The 12,157-nt window shown below is 68.7% G+C and carries 12 protein-coding genes; 8 read left to right on the top strand and 4 right to left on the bottom strand.

Going from position 1 to position 12,157, the window contains the following annotated elements; genetic code table 11:
* Positions 1-49: 49 nt before the first annotated feature.
* Positions 50-1,312 (top strand): AMP-binding protein, encoded by a 1,263-nt coding sequence (locus tag WEA29_04345; protein ID MEX2322984.1) that lies wholly within the window; start codon positions 50-52, stop codon positions 1,310-1,312.
* Between the two features lie 371 nt (positions 1,313-1,683).
* Here WEA29_04345 and WEA29_04340 read toward each other — a convergent pair whose 3' ends face one another.
* A complete protein-coding gene (locus WEA29_04340; GenBank protein ID MEX2322983.1) occupies positions 1,684-1,935 on the bottom strand; it encodes an RNA-binding protein in 252 nt (83 codons plus the stop codon).
* A 159-nt stretch (positions 1,936-2,094) separates the two neighbouring features.
* Between WEA29_04340 and WEA29_04335 the strand changes: the two genes are divergently transcribed.
* The 6 genes from WEA29_04335 (at position 2,095) to WEA29_04310 (ending at position 6,522) form a co-directional block, all read left to right on the top strand.
* Positions 2,095-2,853, top strand: a complete 759-nt coding sequence (locus WEA29_04335) for a dienelactone hydrolase family protein (protein ID MEX2322982.1) — start codon at positions 2,095-2,097, stop codon at positions 2,851-2,853.
* 43 nt (positions 2,854-2,896) lie between these two features.
* The gene (locus WEA29_04330; protein ID MEX2322981.1) at positions 2,897-3,799 is read left to right on the top strand and encodes a phosphatase PAP2 family protein; all 903 of its coding nucleotides are present in this window, start codon (positions 2,897-2,899) and stop codon (positions 3,797-3,799) included.
* Between the two features lie 103 nt (positions 3,800-3,902).
* Complete coding sequence (locus WEA29_04325; GenBank protein MEX2322980.1) at positions 3,903-4,370, top strand: nitroreductase/quinone reductase family protein; 468 nt, start codon at positions 3,903-3,905, stop codon at positions 4,368-4,370.
* 38 nt (positions 4,371-4,408) lie between these two features.
* Entirely contained in the window at positions 4,409-5,323 is a 915-nt protein-coding gene (locus WEA29_04320) for a DMT family transporter (protein MEX2322979.1), read from the top strand.
* Positions 5,324-5,380: 57 nt separating this feature from the next.
* Entirely contained in the window at positions 5,381-5,695 is a 315-nt protein-coding gene (locus WEA29_04315) for a hypothetical protein (GenBank protein MEX2322978.1), read from the top strand.
* Between the two features lie 455 nt (positions 5,696-6,150).
* Positions 6,151-6,522, top strand: coding sequence for an endonuclease domain-containing protein (locus WEA29_04310; protein MEX2322977.1), 372 nt, complete (start codon positions 6,151-6,153; stop codon positions 6,520-6,522).
* Positions 6,523-6,950: 428 nt separating this feature from the next.
* Here WEA29_04310 and WEA29_04305 read toward each other — a convergent pair whose 3' ends face one another.
* Positions 6,951-8,624 (bottom strand): hypothetical protein, encoded by a 1,674-nt coding sequence (locus WEA29_04305; GenBank protein MEX2322976.1) that lies wholly within the window; start codon positions 8,622-8,624, stop codon positions 6,951-6,953.
* A 32-nt stretch (positions 8,625-8,656) separates the two neighbouring features.
* Complete coding sequence (locus WEA29_04300) at positions 8,657-9,448, bottom strand: L,D-transpeptidase family protein (GenBank protein ID MEX2322975.1); 792 nt, start codon at positions 9,446-9,448, stop codon at positions 8,657-8,659.
* 346 nt (positions 9,449-9,794) lie between these two features.
* Between WEA29_04300 and WEA29_04295 the strand changes: the two genes are divergently transcribed.
* Positions 9,795-11,042 (top strand): DEAD/DEAH box helicase, encoded by a 1,248-nt coding sequence (locus tag WEA29_04295; GenBank protein ID MEX2322974.1) that lies wholly within the window; start codon positions 9,795-9,797, stop codon positions 11,040-11,042.
* Between the two features lie 89 nt (positions 11,043-11,131).
* On the opposite strand, the gene WEA29_04290 is transcribed toward WEA29_04295, so the two are convergent.
* Positions 11,132-12,019 (bottom strand): TIGR03620 family F420-dependent LLM class oxidoreductase, encoded by an 888-nt coding sequence (locus tag WEA29_04290; GenBank protein ID MEX2322973.1) that lies wholly within the window; start codon positions 12,017-12,019, stop codon positions 11,132-11,134.
* Positions 12,020-12,157: the final 138 nt, after the last annotated feature.

Raw genomic sequence — 12,157 nt, 5'->3', positions numbered from 1 at the left:
TAACGCGAGGCGTATGGGCACCGGTCGAGGCGGCGCTACGGTCCCGGCGATGGATTGGCTCCGGAGCGCTGCCGCGAAGCGGCCGGGTTCGGCCGCGATCGTGGTCGGCGCCACAGTCGTGACGTACGGTGAGCTCGATGCAGCTGCCGACGGCGTCGCGGGCATGGTCGCGGCCAGCGGCCTCGCCAATGCCCCGGTGGGGCTGGCCGGCGACAGGTCCCCTGAGACGATCGCCGCGCTCTGGGGTATTCAGCGTGCCGGTGCAGTTCCGGCACTCATCGAGCCCCGTTGGCCGGTGGAGCAGCAGCGGCGCGCCGCTCGCTCGGCGGGGGTGCGCGGCCTTTGGACGCCGCCGGATGGTGGGCTCGAGCAGCTGGCTTCGCGACGCCCTCCCCGGGAGGGGCGCGACGCCCTCCCGGGGGGCGAGGCGACGGTCGTCGTGTTCACGTCCGGCACGCGAGGCACACCGACCCCGGTGACCTTGACCGGCAACAACGTCGCTGCCTCCGTGGCCGGTTCGAAGGATCGCCTCGGCAACGAAGCCGACGATCGATGGCTCGGCGTGCTCCCGTTCACCCATGTCGGCGGCCTGTCGGTCCTGTGGCGCCAGGCCGAGCGGGGTGCACCGGTGGTGCTCGCGGCCAGCGTCACCGAGGCGTCGTCGGTGACGTTCGCCTCGGTCGTACCGACGATGCTCCGGCGGGCCATGAGTGCGGGCACGCTCCGGGGGGTACGAGCGCTCGTGGGAGGCGGTCCGGTGTCGACCGGCCTGCTCCGGGAGGCGATCGGTTCGGGGATCGTCGCCCTCCAGACCTACGGGATGACTGAGACCGCCTCGCAGGTGTGCACCGTCCACCCGGATCGACTCGAGGACGAACTCGGCACCGCCGGCACCGCGATCCGCGGCGCCGAGATCCGCATCGAGTCCGACGGCCGTATCGCGGTTCGCGGTGAGATGGTCGCCGCAGGTCTCGGCGATGCGAGGGGTTGGTTCGTCACCAACGACCTGGGCGAGATGGACCCTGGCGGCCGGCTCGTCGTACGGGGCAGGGCCGACGCGGTGATCCTCACCGGCGGCGAGAACGTGCACCCCGAGCGCGTGCAGGCCGTCCTGGAAGGGCACCCGGCCGTTGCCGCCGCCAGGGTGTTCGGCGAGCACGACGACGAGTGGGGAAGCAGGGTGATCGCCGAAGTGCTCGCCGACGGTGTCGAGCCGGAGGACCTGCGCGCATGGGCCGCCGGCTTTCTCCACCCCGCGGAGATCCCCAAAGAGATCCGCATCGTGGAGTCGCTGCCGACCAAGCTCGGTTGAGGGAGGTTCCTCCCCCGTTCTTGAGCGGACCGCGCGGAGACCGAGGCCCCTCTCTTTGGTCCCCTCCCCTGAAGGGGGAGGTGGCATCGGCCGGAGGCCGATGACGGAGGGGGAGGGCCGACGCGTCGCGAGGCGTCACGTAGTGTTCGGGCTCCCCCCTCCCCGCCGTTCGCTTCGCTCACGGCGGTACTCCCCCCTTCGGGGGGAGGAACCGCGCGGAGACGGCCAAGGCTCCTCTCTTCGGTCCCCTCCCCCTTCAGGGGAGGGGACCGCAAACAGAGGAGAGCGGGAGGGTGGCCGCTACATAGGTGTTCTGAGCGCGAGTGAGCGGCGGTTGCCCGCCGCTCTCACGCCTTCAATCGTTTCCGGGACTATCGAGCGCGGGGACGAGCCTCGTTGACATTGAGGCTGCGTCCACCGAACTCGGCACCCGGCTGGTTCAACGCGTCGATCGCCTTCGTGCCGTCGGCATCGGGCATCTCGACGAAGCCAAAGCCCCTGGAGCGACCGGTGTCGCGGTCCATGATGACTCCCGCCGAGTCGACCTGCCCATACTGGGAAAAGAGTTCGCGCAGTTCGTCAGACGTGGTCGTGTAGGGCAGATTTCCTACGTAGATGTTCATCGGGTTCCTTTCTCGAGCACCCGGCCCGCCTCCATTCGGACGGGCATCTGTCGGTTGGGTTCCCGAGATTCGAGAGCATCGACATCACCTGACCCAGCCGCCGGAGAGGATAATGCGAGGCGTGGGCCTTGTGTATGTCGAGCCGGTAGGGTGCCCTTCATGTGCTTCGAACACGACTCCAGGCCCCCCATCGATCCAATTCGCGGGGCGTCGATCGAGTCCCGCCTCATCACGCTGGTGGCCGACGACGGTACCGAGGTGACCGCTCATGAGTCCCTCGGCTCGCTGCCCGACGGTCCCGCCATGCTGGTGTTGCCCGATGTGCGCGGGCTGCACACCTTCTATCGCGAGCTCGCCGATCGGTTCGCCGAGCGCGGTATGGATGCCGTCGCCGTCGACTACTTCGGCCGGACCGCCGGCGCCGGGCCGCGCGACGACGGGTTCGAGTACATGCCCCACGTCGAGCAGATGACCGCCGATGGGCTCCGGCAGGACTCGGCCGCCGCCATCGCCCGCCTGCGGGAACGGAGCCCGGAGCGGCCGGTCTTCGTGGTCGGCTTCTGTCTCGGAGGGGGCAACGCGTGGCAGCAGGCGGCGAACGGGCACGGTCTCGCCGGAGCGATCGGCTTCTACGGTCATCCCGGCCGTATCCGCCCATCCGGAGCGGCGGCGCCGGTGGATCGCGTGGCCGAGATGGCGTGCCCGGTGCTCGCCCTCATGGCAGGTGACGACCCAGGGATTCCCCTGGACGAGGTCGAGCGCTTCCGGGTCGCGCTCACCGGAGCCGGCGTCGACCACGAGGTGGTGGTGTACGACGGTGCCCCGCACTCCTTCTTCGATCGCAAGCAGGAGGCTTTCGCTTCCGAGTCGGAGGACGCCTGGAGGCGCGTGCTCGCCTTCGTGGAGAGGCTCTCCTGACGCCGCGTCGCCGTTCCCGGCGGAGTTGGTAGCGTCCGGTTTCGTGACAGCGCCGCCGCCCGAGTCTCCCCGATCGCCGCAGCCCCGCGCCCTGTGGTGGCTGGCCGCCGCCTTCGGAGTGGCGATCATTGCCGCCTACCTGTTCTACGTGCGAACCGGGGTCGGTCAACGGCTCGACGAGGCCGGATTTCGGGTTCGAGATGGCGTTCGCCCCGGCCTGGTCACCGACGCCGAGTCGCTGCTCGGTGGGATAGAGGTGACCGTACTGGCGATAGCGCTGGTGGTCGTCGCCGCGGGCGCCTTCTTGAGAGGGCGGACAACGCTCGCCGTCGCCGTCGTGGTACTCGTCGTCGGATCGAATCTGACCACCCAGTTCCTCAAGTTGGTCGTGTTCGAACGCCCCCACCTCATCCCCGATGCGTATCGGCTCCCGAACTCGTTCCCCAGTGGACACGCCACCGCGGTCGCGTCCCTGGGGATCGCCCTCATGCTGGTGGTCCCCCGGCGGATGCGTCCCGCATTGGCCGTGATCGCGGCCAGCGCGGGATTAGCCGTCGGTTTCGCCACCATCGCCGCCGGCTGGCACCGGCCCGGTGATGTCATCGGGTCGTGGCTGGTCGTCGGGTTCTGGACGGCCCTGGTGGCCGCGTTCGTCGTGGTCAGGGACACGTCGCGTCGGCCGCCGGCACCCGGCGGCGGTTCGCTGGAGAACTATCTGTGGATGGTGACTGCCATCGCGGTCACGGCGTATGTGATCGCCACCGTGGCGTGGGTGGGGCTCTTCTGGGCGGACGATGCCGACACTGCGGTCCAGGCCACCCGTCACGGCCTCGCCCTCGTCTCGGGTGCCGCCGGGATGGCCGGTACCGCCCTGGTCATCGGGGCCGCCATCAGCTCCGGAGCGCGTCGCTTCACGCTGGCTCCCGACCGGTTGTCGCGGCACTGAGATCCATGTCATCGAGCGATTCGGCCTCATCCTCCGGCTCGATCCGATCGAGTGAAGACGGGGCTCATCGTCGGGGTCGGCCATCCTTGGGCGTTAGGATCGGGTGCCGGCCCGCACGGAGGTGACCAGCGTGCTTCTGGAGGAGATCGAATCGAGGGCGACCGATGCCCAGGAGCGCAATCGGGAGCTGAGCCTGAGGTATATCGCTAGCGACGGCAGTGACGTGGAGCATCCGATGGCGGATGCGATCATCCTCCTGTACACGATCGGACGAACCTCGGACGCCGTTCGCCGGGTGCCGTTGGCGTCGTTTCTCGATGGGGACGACCTCCTGGTCATTGGCTCCAAGGGCGGCGCCCCGGATCATCCCGAGTGGTATCGGAACCTGGCGGACGACCCGAAGGTATGGGTCCGTCGTAAGGAGCGACTCTATGAGGCCCGGGCGACGGTGCTCGACGGTGAGGAGCGAGCGTCGCGCTGGGAGCCGATCATCGAACGCCACCCGGCATTCGGCAAGTATCAGGAACAGGCTGGCCGGACGCTTCCGCTGGTGAGGCTCACCGAAGTCTGATCGGCGGGGACCCGTGTCGCCGTCCTAGTGTCTCGCCGATGGCCCGCATCTGGCTCGCAATCCTCATCGCCTCGTTCGGATGGGGTACCGGAGGGGTAGCCACCCGGGCGTCGCTCAACGAGGGTGCGTCACCGGTCACCATCGCCGTGTATCGGGGCGCCATCGCCACGGTGGCGGTGGTCGTGTTCCTCGTCATTCAGCGCCGCGGGATCATCCCGCGATCTATGGCGGCGCTGCGGGTCGGGCTCACGATGGGCATCACCAACATGGCTGTGCCGTTCGTGCTCTCCAACATCGCCCTCCAGTATGCATCGGCGGGGTTCCTCGGGCTGATGACCGCCCTCATCCCGATCCTCACGGCGGTGATGGCCCACTTCCTCCTCAAAGGCGAGCGACTCACTGGTGTGCGGGTGGTCGGGCTGGTGGTGGCGCTCGCCGGGGTAGCGGCGCTCATGCTGTCGGGGGACAGCGGCCTCGCCGAGGGCGGTCGTCCGGTCTACGCCGGCATCCTCGGCCTGATCTCGGTGCTCGCCATCAGCTACGGCGGGGTCTACGCCAAGCGGTTCGCCGGCCAGTACCGGACGCTCGATGCCAGCGGCATTCACTTCCTCAGCGGCACCATGGTCATCGCCGTCATCTGGCTGGTCGGTGAGGGACTACCCAAAGCGCAGACGCTGCGGGCGCTGAGCTTGATGGCCTACCTGGGACTCGTGTCTACCTTCGCCGCCTTCGCCCTGTACTACTGGATGCTCCAGCGGGTGTCGGCAACCTATGCCTCCCTCACTGGATACGTGGTTCCGGTGTTCGCCATCGTCTCGGGCATCGTGCTGCTCGACGAGCGGCTCCAGGCGGGCATCGTCGTCGGTGGTGCGCTCATCTTGATCGGTGTGATCATCACCGACCGCTCCTACCGGCGGCCCGGCAGGCTGCGCACCCCCAGCGCCACCGGCTGAGGTTTGGTTTCCGGGGCTGGCGGGTATCGTGAGCGGTACGCCACGAGAGGAGCGACCGTGAGCGATCGCCTGAGTCCCCTGGCACGCCGGGTGCTGAGCCTGAGCGATGCCGGTGTCGGCCTCGCCGAGATGTCGCGGCGTTTCAAGCGGAGTCCCGAACACCTCGAGCGGGTACTCCAATGGGCGGAGATCCCGAGAACCGGCCCGCCGCCTCGAACGGCCAACCGGGCCATGGAACGACGGGTGCTCCGGCTTCGAGCCGACGGTGAGACCCACCAGGAAATCGCCGAGCGCTTCCGACGGTCGCCCGACTTCATGCGGCGTGTCGAGGGGTTCGCCCATTACCGACGGGCGATGGAGATCCTCGGCTGAAGGCGACGCCGGAGGCCCCTCTTTTGCGGCCCGCCGCGTCGCGAGGGGTGACGTAGTGCTTGGGTTCCCCCTCCCCGCCGTTCGCTGCGCTCACGGCGGTACTCCCCCCCTTCGGGGGGAGGAACCGCGTTGAGGCGGCCGAGGCCCCCTCGGCCGCAGGCCGATAACGGAGGGGAGGGCTGACGCGTCGCGAGGGGTGACGTAGTTCTTGGGCTCCCCCCTTCCCGCCGTTCGCTTCACTCACGGCGGTACTCCCCCCTTCGGGGGGAGGAACCGCGCGGAGGCGGCCGAGGCCCCCTCGGCAGCAGGCCGATGACGGAAGGGGATGGCCCTTTCTCGCGGTCCCCTCCCCTGAAGGGGGAGGTGGCATCGGCCGGAGGCCGATGACGGAGGGGGAGGGCTGACGCGTCGCGAGGGGTCTGGTAACTCCATCTGCGCTCACCCATCCTGCACGGATGGCACGGCCTCCACGTGATCCGATGTCCGCCGAGCGTGCCAGGGCTCTACGGCGGAGGCAGACGAATGTCGAGGCTCGCCTCTGGGCCCGGATTCGACGCGGGCAGTTGGGCGTCCGGTTTCGGCGGCAGGTACCGATGGGTCCGTGGATCGTCGACTTCGCCTGCTTCGCCCCAAAGCTCGTCATCGAGGTCGACGACGGGTCTCACGATGGCCGGGACGAGTTGGAACGCACCCGCTACCTGGAAGCCTTGGGCTTCGCAGTGGCTCGTTTCGACAACAGGGATATCTTCGAGGTCGATGTGGCTGTCCACGCGCTTGAAGTGGCCATCGAGGCACTGCGGAACGGTAAGCCGCTCCCCTGGCGATAGGCCCCTCTTTGCGGTCTCCTCCCCTGAAGGGGGAGGTGGCATCGGCCGGAGGCCGATGACGGAGGCGGAGGGCTGACGCGTCGCGAGGGGCGACGTAGTGCTTGGGCTCCCCCCTCCCCGCCGTTCGCTTCGCTCACGGCGGTACTCCCCCCTTCGGGGGGAGGAACCGCGGGAAGGGGCAGGCGGTCCCCGATCGGCCTCTCTTTCGGTCCCCTCCCCTGAAGGGGGAGGTGGCATCGGCCGGAGGCCGATGACGGAGGGGGAGGGCTGACGCGTCGCGAGGCCCAATGACTCCTGGCCCCCTCCCCGCCGTTCGCTTCGCTCAGGGCGGTACTCCCCCCTTCGGGGGGAGGAACCGCGCGGAGGCGGCCGAGGCCCCCTCGGCCGGAGGCCGATGACGGAGGGGGAGGGCTGACGCGTCGCGAGGCCTACTGGTAGCTCACCAACACCGGCGTCGGCACCAGTTCGAGGACCTCTGACGGGGCGATCGGTCCCGGACTGTCTTCGATGGTGAAGTTCTTCCACCCCCAGTCCCAGGGGTGATCCTCCCACCCATCGGTGAGCGTATTCCACGTGGCGTACTTGTCGGAGATGAGGCCCTGACCGTCCATCTGGATCACCGTCCACAGTTCCGGGCGTGCCTCGATGAGTTCACGGTTCTGGAGCATGGTGAACCGGAACTGGTGCACGAGGAACAGCTTCTGTGGCAGGTCGTGTTCGAGCACCAGGGCGGCGAGCCACTCGGAGACCTCGTTGACCTCGGCAGCCCCGACGCGCCCGATCTGGCGGAGATGGACCTGGTCGGGGGCGAGTCGCCACTCCGGGTCGAGGGCGAGACCCACATGTGGCTCGAGAAGCAGCTCTTCGTAGAGCCGGGCCTGATCGAGAAAGTGGCTACGCCCGGACTGCAGGTCGAGGACAACGTAGAAACCCTCGCGGCGTGCCGTTTCGACCCACGGTCGGATCAAGTCGATCGGCATCTCGTTCGAGTAGTTGCCATCGGCGCCGGCGTTGGCTGCAGCGACCGTGGCGATGATCTCGAACGTGGGGATCACCATCACCCCGTCCTCCCCATACGGTGCGGCGTACTCCCGGGCCAGTCCGATGGTTTCTTCGAGGCTCTGTCGTCCGAGGATCCCGAGCTGGCTGGTCAGCGGGTTCCCATACAGGGCAACCAGACGGCGGTCTTCGAGCAGGTAGCCGCCTCCGGGCAGCTCCTGGCCCGACATGATGATCGGCAGCTGCCACCGGGCGTCCTCGGTGACGCCGACGGTGTGAACCGTGATCGCCCCGGTGCTGAGCCCCAGCAGCCTCCCCACCTCGGGGTTGGCCCGCAGGTCGAAGCCCTCGACCGTGGCCATGAGCCCGTCCGTGTTGGCCGCCGCCGCCATGGCCGCCATGTGCACCGCGGCGTCGTCGTGGTCCACCAACCACACCCAGCCCGACACCGCCGGGCCGGCGCTGAGGACGTCTTCGGCCGTTGGGTCGCCCTCCCCTCTCGGGTCCAGGCCACGGTCCTGGCCGATCGCCTCGGCGAGCGCCCTGGCGGCCCCGGCGGGGTCGGAGGGGAGCGGAACGAGGTCGCCGCCGGCCCCGATTTCTCTATTGACCCGATCGGCCACGGCGCCGACATCACCCTCCACGGTGATGGTCTCGGTGAATTCGGGAACGGTGACCCCCAGTATGCCGAACTCCCACAGTCGCTCCGGACCGAGCCGGTCGACCTCGTACTCGGTGGCCCCGGTGCCCCGGTCGCCCACCAGGAGGAGCGGTGCGCCGAGGTGAGCCGCCAGCCTCCCACCGAGCGCGGCGAGGACAGGGTCCGCCTGGGGAGCAACCACCACGTCGCGGGCACAGCGGAACGTTGCCTGGGCGATGCTCGCCGATACCTGTGCGCTCGCGCCGGAGGCGAGCGACATGACCGAAGGTGCGGTGGCGGGGTCGGCCGCCGGCTGCAGGATCGTCGTCGTGCAAGGTCGGAGCGGGTCGCCGGTATCGGATGGTCGAGCCGGTGTGGTCACGGTCGGCTGGTCGCTGCACGCCTGCACCCCCAGCGTGAGGGCGATGGCGAAGGCAACGGCTCGGGGCGATACGGCGCGCATGGGCGCCGGTCAGCGTACCGACAGGCCCGTGGCTAGCCGATCATGTCCGCGAACGCACGGGACACCCGAGGCTCATCCGGAGGTTCCTTCGGAGCGGGGAGCCGGTCCCAGATGTGGACCGCCATGCCGATGGACAGCTTGTCTTCGATCCAGTCGGCGTCCCACAGGTTGAGCCGCACGCAGCCGTGGGATGCCGGTTCCGTCGGGACCGACCGATACCCATGGATCCCGTAGAAGTCGCTGAACGCCCAGTACTTGTAGACGCACCAGCCGGTCGTCCGATCGCAGACCCAGCCGGTCTGACGCCAGCGGAGCGCAAAGTCACCTATCGGGGTGGATGCCCGCGAATGCCGTCCGTTGCGTACGCTCCAGTAGGTGTGTCCGCCTCCCGTGGAGACCGGGAGGATCCCTGCGACCTCACCGTCACGGACCACGAAGAGCAACTGGCGCGAGAGGTCCACCTCCACGTACTCGGTGGCCCCAGGGCGGGCAGGTAGACCGGCGGTCGGCAGGTTGTTGAGCAGATGCCAGTCGATCGTGGAGAACTCGTCGGTGCGCTTCACTCGCAGGTACTTGTGAAACGCCACCACGGCCGACGCGGTTCGCTCGTCATACACCCCGTCGATGTCGTGGTTGTAGAAGCCGGCCTCGGCCAGGTCCTCCTGCAGTCGGGCTACATCGGGACCCTCGGCACCGGTTGAAAGATGCGGGAACGGGTTCGGGACGACCTCGGCGGCGAACCCGGCCATCGGCCAGAGCCCGAGCGCGAACGCCACCGTGGTGATTGTGACGAGGTGTCGCCGCATGGGTGTGCTCAAGGTCATCGTCGCAGGATCGGAAGATAGCAGGATCCGAATGAGAGGTAAAAAGTGGCCCAGCCCGTCTCGCGCGCCTCATTCGAAATGGGCAGGCCGCGTGACCACGCCCGCTCCAGCTGAAGAGCCCCGACCGATCGGACCCATTCGAGCGCGGCGCGTGCCGCCGCCTGCGTCTCGGGCCGGCCCTGGCCCTCGAGCGCGGCGAACAGGGCGGTGGAGCGACCTCCGGCTGTTACCATGGTTCTCGGTGTCTGCACGCACAGGGCGTGGACGCCGGGCCTCGACCGCTCGTTCTCTCGTTCGAGTCGCGCTCCGGGGCCGGCCATTTCGAACGAAAAGAGCACACCTCACCATGGAATCCTCCACCGCGGATACGGAAATCCGCTCGCCCTTCGCCGACCTGGGAGTCTCCGATGCCGTCGTGGCCTCGCTGACCGCTCGCGGCATCACCGACCCGTTTCCGATTCAAACGCTGACGATTCCGGACGGACTCGCCGGCCGTGATGTGTGCGGTCGGGCCCAGACCGGATCCGGCAAGACCATCGCCTTCGGCATTCCGCTCGTGGAGCGCACCGCGCCCGCTGATCGCGGGCGTCCTCGTGCCCTCGTCCTCGTCCCCACCCGTGAGCTGTGCAGCCAGGTGGCTGAGGAGATCGAGCCGATGGCGGCGGCCCGCGGGCTGGGCATCATGGCCGTCTACGGCGGCGTCCCCATCGAGGCTCAGATCAGCCGCATCGCCAGGGGCGTCGACATCGTGGTCGCCACGCCAGGGCGGCTCATCGACCTCATCGAGCGCAAGAAGGTCGACCTCGTGGATCTGGCGACCGTCGTCATCGACGAGGCCGATCAGATGGCCGACATGGGGTTCCTCCCGCAGGTGCATCGCGTCATGCGGGAGGCTCCGAACGTGGGCCAGACGATGCTGTTCTCGGCCACCCTCGACGGGGAAGTACAGAGCCTGGTGCAGCGCTACCTCGAGGATCCGGTCCGGTACGAGGTGGAGCAGACCTCGGACATCATCGACACCCAGGATCACCGGTTCATCCTGGTGCACCACATGGACAAGCCGAAGTTGGTCGCCGCCATCACGGCCTCGGTGTCGCGTTCCCTGGTCTTCGTGTCGACCAAGCGCGGAGCCGACCGGGTCGCCGAGGCGCTCCAGAAGGAGGGCGTCCGGGCGGCGGCGATCCACGGCGACCTGCGCCAGTCGCTGCGCGAGCGGACCCTCGACGACCTCGCTTCGGGGAAGCGCCCCGTGGTGGTGGCCACCAACGTGGCGGCTCGCGGGCTGCACGTCGACGACATCGATGTGGTGATCCACTACGACCCGCCCCAGGACTACAAGAGCTTCATTCACCGCTCGGGCAGGACTGCCCGAGCCGGCGAGAGTGGCCTGGTGGTGACGCTGGTGGAGTGGGATCAGGTCGAGGAGGTCAAGCGCATACAGCGGGCCTCCGGCCTCCATCAGGAGATCGTCAAGATGTTCTCCAACGATCCGCGGCTCGCCGACCTGGCCGGGTTCGAGCCGGAGGCGGTCGACATGCGCATGGGCGACGACGTGGCCCTGTCACGCCGGGGGATGCGCCGTAAGAGGCGGTAGCGCCTTCGGGCGCAGCTACCGGCTACCGGCTACCAGTGGCCAGCCAGAACCGGGTTTCATCGGGGCGAATTGCGAATTGCGAATCGCGCCTAGAGCATCTCGCTCGCCAGGGTCTCCAGATCGTCCAGGGGGAAGCCGTCTCTCTCGTTGAGCACGAGGAGCGAGACGTGGTCGGCTCCGGCGGCGAAGTGCTCCTCGACACGGTCGGCGATGCGAGAAGCATCACCCCAGGCCACGATCGCGTCCACGGCCTCGTCGGAGCCTCCATCGGCCAGCTGGTCTTCGGTCCACCCCAGTCGCAACAGGTTGTTCCGGTAGTTGTCCAGGCCGAGGTAGCCCGTGGTGTGATCTCGGGCGATGCGTCTGGCGACGTCCGGATCGGTCTCGAGCACGACCGCCTGCTCGGGGGCGAGAAAGGCCTCTTCGATGACCCGGCGAGCCGCCGCGGTGTGCTCCACGGGCGCGAAGTACGGGTGGGCGCCTGCGGTTCGCTCGGCGGCGAGAGCGAGCATCTTCGGGCCGAGGGCGGCGAGCACCACCGGCGGGGTGGGTCCGTCCTTGAGCGGGTTGCTCACCTTTTCTACCGAGTCGAGGTACGCCTCCATGCGTAGGAGCGGGGAGGTGTAGTCGCCGCCGCGTCGCTGAACCGAGGGGGCATGGCTGACGCCGAGGCCGAGGACGAAACGGCCCGGATGCGCCTCGGCTAGCCCGTACGCGCCGAAGGCGGTCGCCATCGGGTCACGCGCCCAGATGCTCGCGATGCCCGTGGCGACGACGATGGTCTCGGTTGCCTCAAGTGCCAGTGAGGCGGCAGTGAGCGCCTCTCGACCCCGGCTCTCGGGGAACCACACCGCCCCGTATCCAAGTTCTTCGACCCGACGGAGACCCGCTCTGACCTCGGCCGCCGGTCGGGTGACGGTCTCCCACGAGAACACCCCGACGCGTCCGAGATCGGGAAGCGGGGTCTTGAGGTCCATGGGGGAGAAGCTAGTCGCCGGTTGCCGGTTACCAGTGGTCAGTGGTCAGTGGCCCGCGGGGTGGTGGCGGCCCTTCTGACTCTCCTCCCCCGAAGGGGGAGGTGGCAGCGGCCGAAGGCCGATGACGGAGGGGGAGGC

It is taken from the genome of Acidimicrobiia bacterium, assembly GCA_040902765.1.
Lineage (GTDB): Bacteria > Actinomycetota > Acidimicrobiia > Spongiisociales > UBA11373 > DATKBG01.
The sequence above is the reverse complement of the archived record's forward strand: the minus strand, read 5'-3'. Positions and strand labels throughout refer to the sequence as shown.

What these genes read in the sequence shown, in the direction of transcription:
- WEA29_04345 (MEX2322984.1), top strand. Translation starts at nt 50, where the DNA reads ATGGATTGGCTCCGGAGCGCTGCCGCGAAGCGGCCGGGTTCGGCCGCG.
- WEA29_04340 (MEX2322983.1), bottom strand. Translation starts at nt 1,935, where the DNA reads ATGAACATCTACGTAGGAAATCTGCCCTACACGACCACGTCTGACGAA.
- WEA29_04335 (MEX2322982.1), top strand. Translation starts at nt 2,095, where the DNA reads ATGTGCTTCGAACACGACTCCAGGCCCCCCATCGATCCAATTCGCGGG.
- WEA29_04320 (MEX2322979.1), top strand. Translation starts at nt 4,409, where the DNA reads ATGGCCCGCATCTGGCTCGCAATCCTCATCGCCTCGTTCGGATGGGGT.
- WEA29_04310 (MEX2322977.1), top strand. Translation starts at nt 6,151, where the DNA reads ATGGCACGGCCTCCACGTGATCCGATGTCCGCCGAGCGTGCCAGGGCT.
- WEA29_04305 (MEX2322976.1), bottom strand. Translation starts at nt 8,624, where the DNA reads ATGCGCGCCGTATCGCCCCGAGCCGTTGCCTTCGCCATCGCCCTCACG.
- WEA29_04300 (MEX2322975.1), bottom strand. Translation starts at nt 9,448, where the DNA reads ATGACCTTGAGCACACCCATGCGGCGACACCTCGTCACAATCACCACG.
- WEA29_04295 (MEX2322974.1), top strand. Translation starts at nt 9,795, where the DNA reads ATGGAATCCTCCACCGCGGATACGGAAATCCGCTCGCCCTTCGCCGAC.
- WEA29_04290 (MEX2322973.1), bottom strand. Translation starts at nt 12,019, where the DNA reads ATGGACCTCAAGACCCCGCTTCCCGATCTCGGACGCGTCGGGGTGTTC.